Source organism: bacterium (assembly GCA_040755795.1).
GTDB lineage: Bacteria > UBA9089 > CG2-30-40-21 > CG2-30-40-21 > SBAY01 > JBFLXS01.
Genome location: JBFLXS010000007.1, coordinates 1 through 19,283 on the forward strand (window position 1 = coordinate 1; position 19,283 = coordinate 19,283).

The 19,283-nt window shown below is 37.9% G+C and carries 16 protein-coding genes; 2 read left to right on the forward strand and 14 right to left on the reverse strand.

Going from position 1 to position 19,283, the window contains the following annotated elements; genetic code table 11:
- Positions 1 to 91: 91 nt before the first annotated feature.
- From AB1414_00915 to AB1414_00940, 6 genes are all read right to left on the reverse strand, one after another.
- Positions 92 to 1,402, reverse strand: coding sequence for a radical SAM protein (locus AB1414_00915; GenBank protein MEW6605997.1), 1,311 nt, complete (start codon positions 1,400 to 1,402; stop codon positions 92 to 94).
- Between the two features lie 505 nt (positions 1,403 to 1,907).
- Positions 1,908 to 3,113, reverse strand: coding sequence for an O-antigen ligase family protein (locus tag AB1414_00920; GenBank protein ID MEW6605998.1), 1,206 nt, complete (start codon positions 3,111 to 3,113; stop codon positions 1,908 to 1,910).
- A gap of 287 nt (positions 3,114 to 3,400) precedes the next feature.
- A complete protein-coding gene (locus AB1414_00925; GenBank protein ID MEW6605999.1) occupies positions 3,401 to 5,629 on the reverse strand; it encodes an exopolysaccharide transport family protein in 2,229 nt (742 codons plus the stop codon).
- A gap of 3 nt (positions 5,630 to 5,632) precedes the next feature.
- Entirely contained in the window at positions 5,633 to 6,403 is a 771-nt protein-coding gene (locus AB1414_00930) for a polysaccharide biosynthesis/export family protein (protein ID MEW6606000.1), read from the reverse strand.
- A 289-nt stretch (positions 6,404 to 6,692) separates the two neighbouring features.
- Positions 6,693 to 7,874: a glycosyltransferase family 4 protein gene (locus AB1414_00935; GenBank protein ID MEW6606001.1), complete on the reverse strand. Its 1,182-nt coding sequence runs from the start codon at positions 7,872 to 7,874 to the stop codon at positions 6,693 to 6,695.
- A gap of 47 nt (positions 7,875 to 7,921) precedes the next feature.
- Positions 7,922 to 8,566 (reverse strand): sugar transferase, encoded by a 645-nt coding sequence (locus tag AB1414_00940; protein MEW6606002.1) that lies wholly within the window; start codon positions 8,564 to 8,566, stop codon positions 7,922 to 7,924.
- A gap of 327 nt (positions 8,567 to 8,893) precedes the next feature.
- Here AB1414_00940 and AB1414_00945 point away from each other — a divergent pair, with 327 nt between their 5' ends.
- Entirely contained in the window at positions 8,894 to 9,085 is a 192-nt protein-coding gene (locus AB1414_00945) for an SAP domain-containing protein (protein MEW6606003.1), read from the forward strand.
- Positions 9,086 to 9,250: 165 nt separating this feature from the next.
- A complete protein-coding gene (locus AB1414_00950) occupies positions 9,251 to 10,192 on the forward strand; it encodes an ATP-grasp domain-containing protein (GenBank protein ID MEW6606004.1) in 942 nt (313 codons plus the stop codon).
- A 788-nt stretch (positions 10,193 to 10,980) separates the two neighbouring features.
- On the opposite strand, the gene AB1414_00955 is transcribed toward AB1414_00950, so the two are convergent.
- The 8 genes from AB1414_00955 to murB all read right to left on the reverse strand — a co-directional run bounded on the left by AB1414_00955 (position 10,981) and on the right by murB (position 19,277).
- Positions 10,981 to 12,282 (reverse strand): putative glycoside hydrolase, encoded by a 1,302-nt coding sequence (locus AB1414_00955; GenBank protein ID MEW6606005.1) that lies wholly within the window; start codon positions 12,280 to 12,282, stop codon positions 10,981 to 10,983.
- Positions 12,260 to 13,381, reverse strand: coding sequence for a type IV pilus twitching motility protein PilT (locus AB1414_00960; protein MEW6606006.1), 1,122 nt, complete (start codon positions 13,379 to 13,381; stop codon positions 12,260 to 12,262). Before AB1414_00960 ends, AB1414_00955 begins: the two co-directional genes overlap by 23 nt.
- Before the next feature lie 328 nt (positions 13,382 to 13,709).
- Positions 13,710 to 14,861 (reverse strand): cell division protein FtsZ, encoded by a 1,152-nt coding sequence (gene ftsZ / locus AB1414_00965; GenBank protein MEW6606007.1) that lies wholly within the window; start codon positions 14,859 to 14,861, stop codon positions 13,710 to 13,712.
- 144 nt (positions 14,862 to 15,005) lie between these two features.
- Complete coding sequence (gene ftsA / locus AB1414_00970; protein ID MEW6606008.1) at positions 15,006 to 16,235, reverse strand: cell division protein FtsA; 1,230 nt, start codon at positions 16,233 to 16,235, stop codon at positions 15,006 to 15,008.
- A gap of 93 nt (positions 16,236 to 16,328) precedes the next feature.
- Positions 16,329 to 16,427, reverse strand: coding sequence for a hypothetical protein (locus AB1414_00975; protein MEW6606009.1), 99 nt, complete (start codon positions 16,425 to 16,427; stop codon positions 16,329 to 16,331).
- Between the two features lie 47 nt (positions 16,428 to 16,474).
- Positions 16,475 to 17,326, reverse strand: coding sequence for a hypothetical protein (locus AB1414_00980; protein MEW6606010.1), 852 nt, complete (start codon positions 17,324 to 17,326; stop codon positions 16,475 to 16,477).
- Positions 17,327 to 17,415: 89 nt separating this feature from the next.
- Positions 17,416 to 18,405, reverse strand: a complete 990-nt coding sequence (locus AB1414_00985; GenBank protein MEW6606011.1) for a D-alanine--D-alanine ligase — start codon at positions 18,403 to 18,405, stop codon at positions 17,416 to 17,418.
- Complete coding sequence (gene murB / locus AB1414_00990) at positions 18,405 to 19,277, reverse strand: UDP-N-acetylmuramate dehydrogenase (protein MEW6606012.1); 873 nt, start codon at positions 19,275 to 19,277, stop codon at positions 18,405 to 18,407. The genes AB1414_00985 and murB overlap by 1 nt, the downstream gene beginning before the upstream one ends.
- Positions 19,278 to 19,283: the final 6 nt, after the last annotated feature.

Here is a 19,283-nt window from a genome sequence, read left to right on the forward strand (position 1 = left end):
ATTGATGGTGGTTGGCAACAACGAACTCCGGCAATGGCTGCTGGTCTAACCGACCACGTTTGGAGTATAGAGGAATGGCTTACCTATCCGGTTAGAGGAAGTTAGCTAATTTCGGACACCACCGAAATTTGCGGTGTTCATCTGACAAATATGTCAGGTTAACATGGTCATAATCATAATTTGACCAATCCTCAAGGCGCTGTGGAAATTCATTTCCCATTTCCTTGCATCGTTCAAACAAATCAGTACCAGGCATAGGAACAAATAGGGACAACTTGTATAGTTTTGCCTGTGGATTTTCTTCTCGCAGTCGAACCATAAGTTCAAGAGTTTGTTCAACCTCTAACCGTGTCTCACCTGGTAATCCTGCCATGAAACTGTATACCGGGATAATCCCGGCATCACGCAAGTTTCTATTGATTTCCAACACCTGTTCTACCTTAATGTCTTTGTATATGCTGTTGAGGACCCGGTCAGAGCCAGATTCAACCCCTACGAAGATTTGTTCTACACCCGCCCGACGCATCAGTTGAAGAAATTCTGATGAACTTCTGTGCAGAAAGTCAACTCGACAGTTGGCATTGTAAATGTGAACTCCCAAACCACTTTCAATAAGCATTTTAAAAATTTGTTCTACTCGATGACGGCTACCAAAGAAGTTATCATCCAGAAGGAAAATACCGCCGGCATTATAATTTTTCACTAAAGTGGTAATCTGTTCCATTACTTTCTCAGGAGACATACCACGCCAGGAACACTGATAGAATTTTGTATTATAACAATATGCACAACGAAACCTGCAGCCTCGGCTGGTAATAACTGGCAAACTGGCTCTCTTGATTCGTAACGGCTGTGTTTGATAACTGCTCAAGTCTAACAGGTCATAAGGTAAAGGAGGCAATTGCTCAAGGTCATACAGAGGAGGAGAATTGGTGGAAACTATTTTCCCATTTTTGCGGTAGCAAATTCCTGGCACATTAGACCATTCTTTTCTTTCCTCCAAAGCCTTGATTAATTCAGAAAAAGATATTTCTCCTTCTCCAACACAGGCAATATCTACCATCTCGGATTGGACTATTTGTTCCGGTAGCAAACTGGGATGAACTCCACCCCAGACAATAGGGAGCTCTGGTGCCATTTTTCTAACGGCTTGAGCTATCTCCATAGCGTGTTCAATTTGTGGGCCGGTCATAGTGGTAATACCAACCGCCAAAGTCTGAGGTTTGCTCACGGCGCGACGCAATGCGTCACGCCATCCCGCTTCTTTTCGTTGGTCAATGATGGTTACAGAATGCCCCTTTTGAACAAGTGGTGCAGATACATAGAGTAAACCCAATGGTAAAATTTGCTCACTGGGTTTATTGTAACCTGTATGAGGAAAAAGTAAAACTATGTGCCCCAATTCTTTCTCCTGAAAATACCTTTTCGATTTTGGATTGAAAAGACAACCCTCCCTAATCCAAAATTCCCCCTTACTAAACTTATCCTTACCCACATCTTTTACTGGACAATGTTATTAACTATGCATTCATTCACAATTCACCATTCACAATTTTTTCCCTAAATTCCCTTAATAATGGTGAATGGTGAATTGTGAATTGTCAATTGTCAATTATTAAAACCCCTTTCTTCTCACGCTTCACGGTGTCCACTAAAACTTGTGGGTAAGGATAAGCTTACTAAAGGGGGTTAGGGGGTTGTTATATCCCTTTCCCCTGCTCAAATATGTATTTTCATCCCCCTTTGTGTCCACGCCGTGGACATGTGTGGTTTCCCCTGAAAATAGGAAGTAGAGAGTAGAAAGTAGAAAGTAAGGAAAACAAGATTCTTCTCTCTCTACTCTCTACCATCTACTCTCTACTATTTTCATCCTCCTTGCAGAGGAAACCATAGAGATATTTTTAAAATTATTTCTTCTCTGTATCTCTGTGTCTCTGCGGGTTATCACTTTCTTGCTTTTGATTCCAGAAATGAATGGCAAAAAGTAAGGCTGCAAGTGTCCAAAAAACACGCACGGTAACATTTACTCGCAAGTTCCAGTCCACCAATCCCTGAACTAATATTGCGATGAAGCCCGCAAGAAGACCCACATTAATTGCATTCAACAGATTATCTTTACCTTTAAGGTTTAAAATTCCTACCCTGATGACCATAAAACAGATAGATAAAAACAATAGGAATCCAAAGATACCCTGTTCGGCGAAAATCAACAGGTAGATATTATGAACTGGTGGGTTCATTTCCCCCCACGGTATACCGGAATAGTCATAATCCGGCATTACAAAGGTAAAAGAATTTAAACCTGTGCCCAGCCAAAAATTCGATTGTATCATCCGCCAGGCAATGTACATACATTCAATCCGGGAATCAACTGATGCTGGGTCGCTAAGGATAAACTTCTGGATTATAGTCCCTGAAAATAAAGATCCAAGGACCAATACAAAACATAAGATAAATATCCCTGCGATAATTCTCTGGCGACTTATTGTTGGATGTAAGAACAATATTACCATAACAGCGATTGCGAAGCTAATCCAACCACCACGAGAAAGCGTTAATATGAGTGCCACTTCTCCAAATACCAAAATAGCTATACATAGTGCCTTGTACCAAATCGAGATTTGGACAAATATCAGGGTAAGTGCCAGAGGAAGTAACATTACAAGATATCCGGCAAATAGATTTGGATGACCTAACATCGCCCCGATCCTGCTGGCGCTTCTCATTCCCAGTTCTTCGGTAAACATCTCGGGTGCCTGACCCAATCGTTCAAGATTAAGATTCAACCCAGTAAAATATTGTAACAGTCCATATATTATCTGCAAAAATACACCAATCATCAATGACACGACAACCAATTTTATCTGCTTACGGGTTTTTCCATAATTGACAAGACATATAAAAAGTAACAACATTTTTGTCATACAAATAATTTCATAAGCGGCCATGGTCCGGTAGGGGGAAAAAATTATGCTCCCAAGTCCCAAAATGATGAGCAATAACCAAAATATTGCTACCGCAGGTATTTGAATTGATAACCGTCTGGTGATAAAATCTTTAATCAAATATGCATACAATATGACGAGAAACAAATCTGTTGCCTCGATACGCAATGCCCATTCTCCACCAAAGTGAGGGTAAGATTTCAAGTATTTAGCCAAATTCAATGGGAGAAACAGGATTAGCCCACTGAGAAAACAAACTTGGGGGTTCCCCGAAAGTATGACGATTATAAAAATGAATAAACTTGATAAAACAGAATAACTGATAATTGGAGTGTTTTCAAAAACAACAATTAATGTCATGAATCCTAGAATAGAAAAAAGAAGAATTAGAATTAAATTGCCTGCAATTTTATGAGAATATTGTGCCTGGAGATGATTCATAAAACCTATTTTCCTTACCTTGAAACAATTATCAACCCCATTTTACGGAGATTGCATTTATTCAGTATGTTTCTATAAGATTTGATTTCTGACCACTGGCTTACCTTCGACATCACCAGAAGCATTGTGCAATCCACAATTGATGGGAAGGCAAATGCTGATGGGTCTTCCATCACAGAATCCGAACTCAGCAGAACAACATCAAATTGTTCCTGCAATTGGGTTAGTTTTTCCTTCAGTTGATTTGATGTCATCAGATGGGTCATTCCATAATTGCTCTTGCCGGCAGGCAAGAAAAATACTTTGGGATAGTCAGTTAGGTGAATGAGTGAATCAGTTAATGGCTGGGTTCCATCAAGCATATTCAAGAAGCCCGGCGAGGAAGAAATTTTAAATTCTTTACTCAATAGATTGTCTCTAAAGAATGCATCTATAATCAGCACCTTGCGATTTTGATCTATAGCAAGAAACTCAGCCAGTTCTAATGCAAACTGACTTGTTACTTCTGGCAAGTAAGGACATGAAAGCATCAGGCAATACCCTCGTTCAGAGCCACCAAGTTCGAAGTGCAACTGCATGGCTAACTTGTGATATGATTTGTTGTATTGGTTATTTTTCTTATATCGGCTCTCAGACCACCCTGATAGCCAACCCTTTTTTTGTTCAGGGGTGAATTGGGAAGGTGTTTTATTCCTATGTATGCCCAGATGAACATTTCCATATACTGGAATATCCAGGATATGTCCAACATCATCTTCACTGTAAATAGTTTCATTAAAATAGTTAGCAATGAAGCCGGCAATGATGCCTAATAGTATTCCTATCAGCACGGCTATAAACAAATACAGTTTTACCTTTGGCCGTATAGGTCTCTCCGGTATCTGGGCTGTTTCGATAAGTTTCAAACTTGCAGTTTTCTCTGATTCGGTAACTGCGGAGATAAAAGCCTGTCGCTGTTTACTAAGTAAAGTCCGATATTCCGTATCTGCCAGAACAAGTTCTCTGGTGAGTCTCTGCAAGACACGCTGTTTGAAAGGCAAGTCTTTCAGACTATTTTTATATTGATTTACAATCTCCTGAATTTCGGTTTCCCCTGCTCGAAGTTGAGCCAATTGAACCAGAAGGTTAGTGCGCTCAGCACGTAAGCTGGACCAGATTGGATTGGATTTCTCTATTTTACCGCTAATGACCATTTCTTCCGACTCTTTAAGCATATCCTTCAACCTGCTAATATTACTTTTTAATTCCTCGACTTCCTGAGAATCCTCTGTATATCTATTCTGCATTTGAATCAACATCATTTCATAGTTTAGCAGATTTGCCTTCATCTTGCTGTGAATTTCGTTGAGACTCAGAGACCGAGAATCAATCTCCATTTGTCCTTCATTTTGAAGTAAATGCTCTATCTCCGCCAGCCGTGCTTCTAATCCCTCGATGGATGCCCTGGTGGTTAGTAATTCTGCCTCCTGGTCAGTTAATATCTTGACATCACTATGCTCTTTTTCGAACTCAAATTTGATATTGTTCTTAACAACATAATCCTCTAATTCTTTTTCTATCTTTTCCAATTTTTCGTGGGCTCTTTTCACCTGTGTATTCAGGATATTGGCGGCAGATATCGCTTCCTCTTCGTGTTGTTGTCTCCTATATTGGAGATATACCTTAGTGAGTTCATTAGCGATTTCCGCCACTCTCTTGCCAGGAGCAAGAACACTAATCTCGGCTACATTAGAGTTGCCAATGGCACGAACATTGATGCCCTTCTGGAAATCAAAGATAGTTTTTGCTAATTCTATTTCTTGCGGTGTAAGATTAAATGGACTTTTCTCGGGTGGAAAGAAAAAATTCTTAATGCGTTTATACTTCCGTCCAATCCATGAACGACTCCACATATCGGTGATGTGGCGCATCAATGGGTGATAGACATCGTCATACTTAAGATTAAGGTTCTCTACAACTTTTTTCACCACCGGCCCAAGTTTGGCCATTTCTGCCTCGGTTTTAGCCTCTTCTGCCTTGCGAAAAATATTCCACTGCCCATAGAATTGATCTTTAATTTCATCTTTTTCCTTCTCGACCAAAATCTTAACCGAAGCTTTATAGACCCACGGAAATAGTTGAATGTAAAGCAGAGTTAGAGCCACCGTAAATAGACATGTGCCCAGCACAATCCATTTGTACCGAATGGTAATATTCCAAATTGTGTTTATTGACCGACGGACATCAAAGGAATCAATTTCCATAATTTACTCCTCTTCTCCCAAAATTTCTATTAACCGTAATGTGGTCAGGATATCAATAGCTCCTATAAGGATTTTGTTTATATGCTGTTCGATAAATATATCTACACGGGCAATGAAGGTCTTTGGAACGAAGATTATATCATCCGCCTGCAAGGGGACATTGTGCAAAGTTATGTATGAAGCACTCTGACCTTTCAACTGCAAATTAACGCGGGTGGCGGTGAGGTAATTATCTTCGGTAACTCGAATGATTATGACGCTGTTTCGTTTCGCCTCGTTGGTGAAGCCACCGGCACGAGTTACTGCCTGAAAAGCCGTGGCGGCATCATGGACAGATACGACTGACGGAGTAGTAACCTCGCCGATAACATATATCACCGGCGGCTGAAATTTTGTTACAATTACTGTTACTTCCGGCTCTTTCAAACGGTGTGAAAACATCTCGGTTAACTTTTTATCCAATTCCCCGGGCGTTAAACCGGCTGCCTTAACATCGTCAAGGATAGGTAGAGATATGTAACCGTCAGGTCTGATGGTGCATACACGGGTTATCTCAGGATGCTTAAGTAAGACTACTTCAACAATGTCCTCCGGGACAAGAACATATTCTTTATGAAACCGTGTCGTAGCCACCGCGATTTCAGGCAAAACCGACATACGAATTTCATCACCTTTACTAATCTTCGCTGACCGATTAGTGGTTACGCATCCCTGTGTCAGTAGCATAATTGTAAAAATTACTATAACTTTAAATAATCTTTCCGTCTTTTTCATAATCTTAATTCGTAGGTATTTAGTCTCTAATAAAAGGGAAAAACTGGAGAAACACTCATGCCCCTGCATTTTTAGCAACCGTTACTTGTAACCGTTCAGGTAATCCTTTACCGCAGAGACGCAGAGAAACAGAGAGGAAAATATCTTTTTTTTTTCGTGTTTTTTGCGTTTTTCGGTGTTTAAAAAGGCTTAAAAACAGTTAGTCGAAAGTCCGTATTAAAAGATTAATAACCAACGAAAGACCCGAAATGTACAAAAAAAGGAAATCTCTGTCTCTGGTGAATAGATTTTAATTTTTTCTCTGCGTCTCTGTGTCTCTGCGGTGAACAGTTACCGTTACTTTTTCCAATGTTTTTTCCAATTCCTTGCCAAATCTTTCCCATGAGTAATTTTTCTGCATCATTTCTTGAGCACGATATCCACGGCGTTGTGCTTCTTCTGGATTAGAAATGACATCCAACATTACCTCTTCTAATGCCTTTGCATCTGCTGGCGGCACAAGGTATCCTGTCTCTCCATCCTGAAGTATTTCTGATATGTTTCCAACCCGTGTTGCTATAATCGGCTTACCAACAGAACAAGCCAGTGGTAACACTGCACTCTGGTATAAATAGGTATATGGTAACACAACTACATCACTGGCAATTAAAAAGTCTTCTGCTACCTCTTCTGACACAAGTTCTGAACGAAATAGTACTCGCTGACCAATCCCAAGTCTTTTCACCTGCTCAAAATACGGCTTCAGACTCACCTTCCACGGCCGACCTATGACCAATAGTCGAGCCTTTGGCTCTTGAACTAATACCCCAGCAAAGGCATCTAACAAATATTTCAAACCCTTATTTTTCTTAATCTGTCCAAAACAAAGTATAATTGGTTCATCTATCTGTAACCCCAATTTTTCTCGCGATATAATTTGGTCTTTGCGACAAAAAGTTTTCTTACCCTCATTCATTCCCAAAAATACTACCTGAATTTTGGACAAAGGAATTCCAAAATTAGAAATAAGCTGATTTTTGCCGTATTCGCTGAATGCCAAAATTACCGTAGCGTTATTATATATCTTGTGATAAGAATGACAATATTCTTTATTAGAAGACAACGGCAATATATCATGGGCTCCAAGTATAGTAGGAATACCATGATTCCGCAAATTTCGGATAAATAGATTATCCAGAGTAATTTGCAAGATGTAGTAATAAATTACCACATCCGGCTGAAAGCGACAAATTTGCCTCCAAACTCTTATTAAAGAACGGACATAGTTGATTCCTTTCAGTACAAAATTATAATTCCCAACTATGCCCTTAAAAGGGGTAATTTGCTCAAATTCAGACTCCGCATTTAGAAATGGATATTTCTCGTTTGTAGCCAAAATAACCTTGTGTCCCTTTTGGGCTAAATAACGACAAATCTCCTTGTCGTGCAAACCAAGAATATGTCCAATAGGATCTGCAAAAAATATTTTCATCTTATATCTTTTACTCTTAAATCAAAGATTAGAATGCAAAAGTAGTGCTATACACCTTGACCAGCCATAACTGCCCATATAGTCCGAATTAGTATTTTAAAATCCAGCCACAAAGAATAGTTGTCAATATATTCCAAATCCATACGCATCCATTCTTTAAAGCTAATCTTATTTCTACCGCTTACCTGCCATATACAGGTTAGCCCGGGTTTCATGCTCAATCTACGATATTGATATGAGTCGTATTTCTCCACCTCTTCAGGTAGAGGAGGACGGGGACCAACTATACTCATTTCCCCCTTGAGAACATTGAAAAATTGTGGCAATTCATCAAGACTGTATTTTCTTAAGAAACGACCAAATTTGGTAATTCGTGGGTCATTGCGGATTTTAAATACAGGCCCATCCATTTCATTCAAATGTTTCAGAGAATTCTTCTTTTTCTCTGCATTGATAACCATAGTGCGAAATTTGTAGAAGCAGAATTGGCGACCATTAAGTCCAACGCGGGTTTGTCGGAAAAGAACGGATTCTCCCTTGCGAGAGGTCAATTTGATAATAAGAATTATCGGCAGCATCAGAACCGGACCCAGTACCAACAGTGCCAACAATGCACCTACCCGGTCAAAGACACTTTTCACAAAAAGTGCCATATTTTTCTCTTCAGAAATAGAGGGAAAAGCAAATTCCATTTTTAAAATTAACCTCCCGCATTTCTTCCTGATATCTCTCTAATTCCCCTCCCTCTAACATACACTGAGATATTTGTAACCCTATTTCGCAAGTCGAATTTTTTTACTAACTTAAGTATAATACAGATGTTATATTATGTCAAGAAAATTTTTTAGGCTGAAGTTTTGAATGTTGTTTCTTTCAGCCTATAACCTATTTTCATCGCTCTATCCTCCACAGGTTAATGTTCGTTCCCCCAAATAACTAACCCATTACTTAATCCTAAAAAAATCTTCTTGACTTTTATTTTATTTTGTGATATATTATATTTTGCAGGAGGTGAGAAAATGAATATCAATGATATTAAGGCAAAGGCTAAAGAAGTTGGGGTCAAAGCAGGTAAAATGAATAAAGGTGACCTGATTCGAGCCATCCAATCTACCGAAGGGAATTTCCCATGTTTTGAAACAGCGACAGATTATTGTGACCAGAATAATTGTGCCTGGATGGAAGATTGCCTATCCAATAAGAACAATTAGGAAGTATTCAGCCATCAGGTAAAAGAAGGTTAATGCGATGGTTAATCTTAAGTGGAAGGAATTAAAGGTTCAACGGTAACTAATCCTTTTTGTTCAACCTTAATCTTCTTCAACTGATGGCTGAAACTAACACCTGAACCCTGACAAAAGACGAGGAGATATTTCATGCCTTTTACTATTCTTCGCACTGGTGTTGGTTCATCACCATCAATATCCACCATTAAAACACTTCAAAAATTAGGTGTAAGAGTTATAGGTGTTGATAGTCATCCGTTATCTATTGGTTTTTATTTTGCCAATGTTGGATATTGCATCCCAAAGGCAGATGCACCTGATTATATTTCTACCTTAATAAAAATTTGTACCAAAGAAAAAGTGAATGCTATCTTACCCGCTGTAGATGAAGAATTAGTAGTTTTATCGAGGCATAAAGAGGAATTTGAAAAAAAGGGTATTTTGCTTGCGGTGGCAGAAAAGGAAGTAATTGAAATCTGCTTTGATAAATTAAAAACTTACAACTTTTTTCTTCAGAATAACATTTCGACCCCTTCTACTTTTGATGCCTTAAAGATTAATTTAAAAGAAATAATCTATCCCAGTATTATCAAACCCCGCTTTGGTCGCGGAGAGCGCGATGTCTATAAAATTAATAACCAAAGAGAGTTTAAATTTTTTAGGCAGTATGTTAAAAAGCCTTTAGTTCAGGATTATATTGAAGGACAGGAATATACGATTGATATTCTGGCTGATTTTAATAGTAAGGTTTTATGTCTCGTGCCGCGAAAAAGACTTCAAGTTGAATCAGGTATCTCAATTAAAGGAATAACAACTTATAAAAAAGAAATAATTGATAGTTGCCTTGATATTGTCCAAAAATTAGGCATAATTGGACCGGCTAATATTCAATGTTTTATTGATAAAAACAATACCTTACTTTTTACTGAAATTAATCCAAGATTGGGAGGAGGAGTGGCACTTTCAGTCGCCGCTGGCTCAAATATTCTGGCAAATTTAGTCAGGTTACTTAAAGGTAAATCAGTAAAATCTTGCCTTGACTTCCAGAAAGATTTATTAATGTTACGATATTGGGAAGAAAAATTTATGTAAGTATTTAGCCACAGATGAACACGGATAAAACACGGATTTTTTGTAAGCGTTCAGCCACAGAGGCACAGAGTTCACAGAGAATTAAGTAAATTAACCACAAATGGATACGAATTAACCTCTGACATCCCATAAATGTAGTGCGAACCTTTAAGTTCGCCTTTTGGCTTGCCAGAAGCGAAGATAACGCACTACAAATCTTTTTGTATTTGTGTTCATTCGTGATTATATATTCCCTCTGTGTTCTCTGTGACTCTGTGGCTATATCCCTGAACGGTTACGATTTTTTCGACCGGTGAAATAGGTTTTAAAGAAAAAGCAAAAAACCTCCGATTTTTAACACTGAAAGTGTTAAATTTCAAATAACCGTAGATGCAATCTACGGAAAGAAACTCTTGCTTGGTAATCGACCCTGAAAGGGTCGAATTTTATCCATCGTTTGAAATTCAACCCTTTCAGGTTTGATAAAAAAGATAGACTTATTTCACATATCGGATTTTTTTAATAGACTGCAACAAAATTACTTTTCAAGTTGGTAGTCTCCAAAATGAACGCACATATCAGGCTGATAAGAATTAAAATAATATGGTAACTATTCAGCCACAGATGGACACGGATGAAACACGGAAAATCCCACTACAGCGTATTTGCCTGCAATTAGGGTTGTAGGGACAACCCCCTTGTGGTTGTCCGCCTCCGGAACGGACAGGGACAAACCCTGTCCTTACACTTCCGTCTTCTGTCCTCTTTTATTTATCCGTGCTAATCCGTGTTAATCTGTGGCTAAATAGTTACTCGTGTCTTACTTTATCCATCTTCCCTTTTTTCGTTTTCCCACTTTCAGAAATAGTGGATGATTGGTGGGATATTTCACATTTATCCTGGGAGGTTAAAGTTGGCTGAAGGGTAAAGGTATTTGGAAGAGAGTAAGATAATGGTAAATTAACAGGTAAAGGTGAGGATTCCACAAATAGTTTTGGTAAGATCTGGTTTTTGACAAATCTGATGTTATCCTCTGTCAATAAGGCATTTTGGGTATATTTACATCCTGGATTCCAGAGTAGCCATTCATCTACTCCGTGAGCATAGACCGCATTGATTTGGTCTCTGACTTCTTTTGCCCCATAGGTGTATTCAAGTGAAAAATCCTGGAGCCAGGGTCGAATTTTACAGTTTGTCTCTTTAATCTGTTGATTTGCATCTTTTATACTTAAGAAAATAGTTTTATAAGGTTGCGAATCAGGGTTAGATATGCCATAAGAGCCTTTGGCATAGTGAGAAGGATAGACCATTGGTGAGATAAAATCTACATATTCAGCTATCTGCTTAAATTTCTGACCTATGCCAATCCCATTTTTGCAAAGCGTAGTTAAACCAAAAACATCTATGGATAAAAATGCAGCTGCGCCGAGTGTTTGTTTAGCAAATTTGATAAATTCAATAATGGTATCTGCCTGTTTTTGCGTAGAATGTTCCTCGCCATACCAACAATTACTTATCAAGCCATCTGACGGGAATCTGACATAATCGAACTGAATTTCATCAAAACCTCTTTTAACTGCATCCAGAGCAATATCAAGATTATATTTCCAGACCTCTTTTAGATAAGGATTGACCCAACTTTGACCTTTATCGTCGCGCCAAACCTTACCTGATTTATCCATAACCGCTAAATATGGTTTTTTGGTTGCCAGATAATTATCTTTGAATACAGTAATTCTGGCAATTTTGTAGAGGCCGTATTCATCACATAAAGCGATAATTTCATCAATATTTTTAATTCGTCTCTTAACAGCCTTAATTTCTTTTGCCAATGGCACATCTACATCGTAGGCAATAATTCCATCTACTTCTTTAATGTCAATTACTACGGTATTAAGTTCAGTTTCATTGATTAAATTGAGGGTTTTTTGAAAGAGGTTTTTATTCCCTGCAACCCAACTGGTAATATGGATTCCTTTGACTTTAAATGGTGACGAGATTGCAGTAGGTGAGCCTGGCGAGGTAAATTGTGCCTCACTGTTTATAGGGCAGAAAGAATATATAATGCCAATAAGGAATAAGATTAGTTTATTCTTCTTGTTTAAATTCATAGACTTCAGTTCCACCAGCATAAATTCCACGAACATTCAATCTAAACTCTTCAGGATTACTGGAGGCATCGAGTGCATCTTCAAAGGTAACTAAACCATTTTGATAAAGGTAGACTAATGATTGGTTAAATGATTGCATCCCATAAAATTTTCCGCCAGTAATAGCTGATGAAATTTGAGGCGTTTTTCCTTCTTCGATTAATTTTCGCACTAACGGTGTCACGGTCAAAATTTCCACAGCCGGCACCCGACCATGACCATCCGCTCGGGGTAATAATCGTAGAGAAACTATGCCTTTCAAGACAAGTGAGAGCTGCATCCGCACCTGGTTATGTTGATAAGGTGGGAAGAAATTAATTATTCGTTCTACTGTTTGCGGGGCATCAATTGTGTGCATTGTCGTTAACACTAAATGTCCGGTTTCTGCGGCAGACAAGCACGCTGAGAGACTTTCTATATCACGCATTTCACCTATCAGTATCACATCTGGATTTTGACGAACAATGTGTTTTAGTGCCTCGGCAAAGGAAAGGGTATCCATTTCTACTTCTCGTTGTTCAATAACCGATTCCCGATCTCGATGTAGAAATTCAATTGGGTCTTCCACCGTAACGACATGAGCCCGCCGAGTAGAATTTATGTGGTCAAGCATTGCGGCTAAAGTTGTAGATTTACCTGAACCCGTCGCCCCGGTAACGACAATTAGTCCCCTTGGGATACTGGCTAAATCCCGAATTACCTCAGGCAAATATAACTCTTCAAAACCCGGTATCTCAAAAGGAATCATTCTAAAAACAAGTGCTGTGGTATTTCTTTGACAAAACATATTACATCTAAATCTACCAATCCCGGAGGCACTATAGGCTAAATCCAATTCATAACTTTCTTCAAATTTCCGTTTTTGGTCATCATTCATAATCGAATAGGCTAATTCCGAGGTTTCTGCTGGTGAAAGTCTGGGAAATACATCCACTTTATTATCTTGCATCATATAGGTTAATTTACCATCTATCCGCAGGACCGGTGGACTACCTACTTTAAGATACATATCTGAGGCTTTTTCATTTACCATTTTTCGTAAATATTCATTAACATGCATCTTCTTCTGAAAATAGTAGTCAGTAGTTAGTAGTCAGTAGTCAGTAATTACTGTCCACTGGTTACTGGTCACTAATCACTATTTTTATCTCCTTTCGAAAATAGTAGTTAGTAGTCAGATTAAGAAATATTCTGTCTACTATACTTTAGAGAGGCATATTTTGTGATTTCCTGTTACTATCAACTCAGGTTATCGGTTATCAGTTATCGGTTATCAGGTTATCGGTAAAGAGCAAGCAGTAGCCTGCTATCTCAAATTACCGATTACCTGATTACCGATTACTTTAAATAATCACAATTTATACCCCACTGAAGTATATCTACTTAATTTAATCTGCCTGTCTTCTTAAGAAAGTAGGGATTTCGAAGAGGTCGCTATTATAAACATTAATTCTTTCCTGGATTGCTTCCTGTTGTTTTTCATATTCGGCTTTTTTAAATGTTTTTTCTCCTTTGAAACTTTCCATATCTATTGTTTTCGCCTGTGATTGTGGCACTCGTTCTATTTTTGGAATTGTTTTCCCAAATCCAGTGGCAATGACTGTAATTTTTATTTCACCCTGAATCGCTTCAGAAGTAACCGCACCAAAGATAATATTTGCATTTCTATCTGCCTTTTCTGTAATAAAAGTAGCGGCTTCATCTATTTCGGATAAAAGCATATCTGTTCCACCAGTAATATTTATCAATATTCCTTGAGCACCCTCAATAGATGCTTCTTCTAACAAGGGGGATGAAACGGCGTGTTGAGCGGCATGTAGGGCTCGATTTTCACCGGTGCCGACTCCAATGCCCATCAGTGCATTTCCTTTAGAAGACATAATTGTCCGCACATCGGCAAAATCAAGATTAATTATTCCCGGGATAGTAATTAAATCTGATATTCCTTGAATAGCCTGTCTTAAGACATTATCTGCGACTTTAAAGGCATCCAGGATAGTTGTATTTTTTTCAACAACACCTAATAATTTCTGATTGGGAATGGTAATAAGTGTATCAACCTTATCAACGAGTTCTGCTAAACCTAATTCACCCTGCTGGATGCGTTTTTGTCCCTCAAATAAAAATGGTTTAGTTACAACGGCAACAGTAAGAGCACCTGATTCCCGTGCAATTTCCGCAATAATTGGTGCGGCTCCTGTGCCTGTTCCACCACCCATACCCGCGGTGATAAATATCATATCTGACCCGGCTAATGCTTCCTGGAGTGTTTCTCTATCTTCTTGTGCGGCTCGCTGTCCTATTTCTGGATTAGACCCAGCACCTAACCCTTTGGTCAATTTACCACCAATCTGTATTTTGTATGGGACAATTGATGTTTTTAGCGCCTGGGCATCCGTATTAGTCACTATAAATTCAATACAACTATTGCTCATTCGATTAGCAAACATACCATTAACCGCATTACTTCCCCCTCCGCCGACACCAATTACTTTAATCTTCGTTGGTGATGTTACATCATTTTCAAATTCAAAACCCATGAATTTTTACCCCCTTGTGTTTGGTAACTGGTAATTAGTTACCAATTACCAGTTACCAGTTAACCGATTAGTTAGTTTATAATTTCGTGAAGCCCTATTAATTTTGGATTTTAGATTGGGAAAAGATTTCCATCAATCCAAAATCTAAAAGAATTCTCCAACCCATTCTTTCATTCGATTCAGAACTCTTTGAAAGGCATTTCTTCCACCCAATTTAGTTTTCTTGCCTTCTAATTTATGCATCATACCATAAGTTACCAGTCCGACACCCGTTGAGTATAGTGGTGAATTAACCACATCGACTAAACCACTTACTCCCCGTGGGTAACCAATTCTAACGGGTAAATCAAATACCCGTTCGGCTAATGCGGCTGTGCCTTCTAACATCGAAGCGCCACCTGTTAAAACAACCCCTGAAGTAACTAAATTTTCATAGCCAGTCATTCTTATTTCTTGATTTATCAAGCTGAAGATTTCTTCCATTCGTGGTTCAATAATCTCAGCTAATACCTGTCGCGGCAAAGTTCTTTCTTTGTATTCTCCTACTGATGGAATACCAATCGTCTCACCATTTTTAATTAAAGAACCCATACAACAGCCATAATTTATTTTAATCTTCTCTGCCTCAACAATTGGTGTTCGTAATCCAACAGATATATCTTTCGTCACATTATCTCCACCAATAGATAAAACCCCTGTGTGCCAGATACTTCCATCAATGAAAATAACAATATCGGTCGTTCCACCACCAATATCTACCAGAACAATACCTAAATCTTTTTCATCTTCAGTTAAAACTGCATAGGCATCAGCTAAAGGTTCAAGGACAATATCATCCACCTCAAAGCCGGCTCGATTAACACATTTGATAATATTTTGAGCCGAGGTGACGGCGCCGGTAACAATATGAATTTCTACTTCTAATCGAACTCCAGACATTCCAACGGGTTCTTTTATTCCATCCTGACCGTCGATAATAAATTGTTGTGGTAAAACATGAATTACTTCGCGGTCAAGTGGGATAGATACGGCTTTGGCGGCATCTATGACGCGTTCGACATCTGCCTGAGTTACCTCGCGACCCCTTGAAATAGCAATGACACCATGACTATTCATCCCTTTTATATGCCCACCGGCAATACCAGCAAATACCGATGATACCTCTACACCGGCCATAAGTTCGGCTTCACTGACCGCATTCTCAATAGATTTAACCGTAGAATCAATATTTACAACTACCCCTTTTCGTAATCCATGAGAAGGACTGGTGCCCACTCCGATTACTTCCACCCTATCTTCATCAATCTCTCCTATAACGGCACAAACCTTTGTTGTCCCTATATCCAATCCAACGATTATATCTTCTTTTGCCATTTAATATCTCCTTATTTTTGGTAATTGGTAACTGGTGAATGGTAATTAGTTAGCAAGTACCCGCTACTTACTTTTAATTTCGTAAAATCCTATTTATTCTGGCAGTCCAAATACCTTTACTTGCTGATTATTTCTATCTACTACATAGATATTGCCCTTATTGTCGCAGAGAATACCTGCTGGTTTATTCAACCTATTTTATTGTATCATAAAACTACCCATTTTGTCAATTTTTTTTATTAGATTTTTTCTCTATCTTTAACAATAATATTATCAAATCTTAAATCAATATATTCTGGATATTCTGATTTTTCCCGGTAGTAGTCCAAAATTATTTTTAATTCCTTTAATCTTTCAACTAATCTTTTTGGTTCTAATTGATGTCCCAGATGTATTTTTGTCTCGTCAAATTTTGTAATGAGTAATATATCATATTGATGGGCAATATCAATGCACAAAAGATCAGGTAGTAATTCAATTTCGTGTTCTTTTATTTGTGAAATAACTAATAAGGCATCAGTTAATTCTTTATTCGTAAGCGGTATGCCTGTTTTTAAAGTTCTAATGCCTGTGATAACAGGTAATTCTTGTTCATTTTCCATTTTAAAAGCAATAAGGTTTTTGTCAATTCCAAATACCCGCGAATCAATTAATATCTTTGCTACTGGCTTTCGTGGTTTAACTTTAATCACTATGTCTTTTGGAAATTTTCGCTGAATAACGATATATTCTATCTTAGGATTTTTTAATAATGTATTTTTTAAATCTGTAAATTTTATCTTAAATATACTTGGCTCGACACTCGAATAATTCTTTAGGCAAAACTCTTTAAATGTCTTCAAAATCTCTTCTTCTTCGATTATCCCCTTATTTTCTAAAATAATAATTGGTTTTTTAACTTGAAATTTATGAGAACTCATCAGGAAAAATGGTAATTGGATAATTTGCCAGAGAATAACTATGACTAAAATTAAGATAGATAACTTGATAAATCTTTTAAGGTATGTTTTAATGAGTCTCTTTCGTCCCTTTTTGCTTCGCCATTTATCTTTTCTGCCACTTAGTTGTTGGGCTAAACCTTTGTGTTTCATTTCTCCATTCCTCCATTCCTCCTTCCTTTTGGTAAATGGTAACTGGTGAATGGTAATTAGTTACCAATTACCAATTACCAATTAACCGATTATTTACTTTTAATTTCGTGAAGCCCTAATTTTTTAGGAATAATACTTGAATAAAGCATTTTCAGTATCAGTTCATCATAACTAATCCCAACTGCCTTCGCACACGCGGGCAGGTCAGATAAATCCGTTAATCCTGGAATAGTATTAACATCATGCACATAAGGGATACCAATTTTATCTACGATTATATCTACCCGTGAAAATCCATGGCAGTTGAGGGCTAAATGTGCCTTTAAAGCCGTCTCTTGAGTTTTACGATAAATATCCTCTGGTAATCTTGCTGGAATAACGAATTGTGTCATTCCTTGAGTATATTTTGCGTGATAATCATAGAATTCATTTTTTGCCACTAATTCTAAAATAGGTAATGCCTGAATATCATTTCCACACCCTAATATTCCCACAGTTACCTCTGTGCCGTCAATGAATTCTTCGATAAAGGCATTATTAAATTCTAGCATTATGCCTTCAATAACCTTAAGTAAATCTTTTCTTTTTTTAACAATCGTTACCCCAATACTTGAACCTTCTGATATTGGCTTTGCTACGACTGGCAGGTCAAAATCTCTTAATACCTGTTCACATTGACCAGTTAACTCATTTACGGAATTAAAAACATAATATTTAGGTGTGGGAATATCACAGGCATTAAATATTCTCTTTGAGGCGACCTTATCCATACCTAATGCAGAAGCCAATACTCCAGAACCAGTATAAGGTATGTCAAGTAATTCCAGTAATCCCTGAACACACCCGTCTTCTCCGTAGCGACCGTGAAGGGCAATAAAGGATACATCTATATTCTGGAGTTTATCCAGAAAATCTTTTTCTGCCGGGTCTATGGCTACCGCGACAAGTCCTTGTTTTTGAAGTGAAGATAAGACTTTATTCCCGGAACGAAATGACACCTCCCGCTCACGACTCTTACCACCCAACAAAACCCCTATCTTTTTATCTAAAAAGTGTTCTTTCATTTCTACCATTTCCATTAAATAATAATAATTTCTTCTTCCAGTCCAATGCCAAATTTATCAAAGACACTTTTTTTTATCTTTGTAATTAAATTTAATATATCCATTGCGGTTGCCGTGCCATCATTCAGGATGAAATTAGCGTGTTTATTGGAAATATAGGCACCGCCTATTCTTAATCCTTTTAATCCTACATCATCAATTAGTTTTCCGGCAAAATTTCCTGGTGGATTTTTAAAGATACACCCGGCACTTCTATAACCTTGAGGCTGAGTATCTTTTCTTTTTTGCTTATAATCTTGCAAAACAGTGGTTATGTGCGAGATTTCGGCTTTTTTTAATAAAATTTCTACCTCTAAAATAACATATTTCCTTAAATTGCTATTTCGGTAGGAAAAACCGCATTCTTTATGAGATAATTTATTATCGAGTATTTTAACGAAACTAACACAGTCACCAATGGATTTTTCCTGTATTCCTGCATTGCCTATCACGGCACCGCCAATAGTTCCCGGGATGCCAACTGCAAATTCTAACCCACTCAATCCTCTTTTACAAGTTAGATTAACTAATTTTGGTAGTTCAACTCCTGCACCAGTAATTATCCTGCCGTTGTCAAGCCATCTTATCTTTTTAAATTCATCCACTAATTTAATAACGACCCCGCGAATTCCCTTATCCGTGACTAAAACATTTGAACCTCCACCTAAAACGAAAAACGGTGTCTTAAATTGAGCACACAGGCTTACTACCTGTTTTAATTCCCCCTCATTACCAACCTCTACGAATATATCGGCTAAACCACCGACTTTAAAATAGGTATGGCAGCTCATTGGCTCGTTAAGTTTAACTTTATTTGTTATTTTCTGAAGTTCTAAAACTAAATTCATATTTAA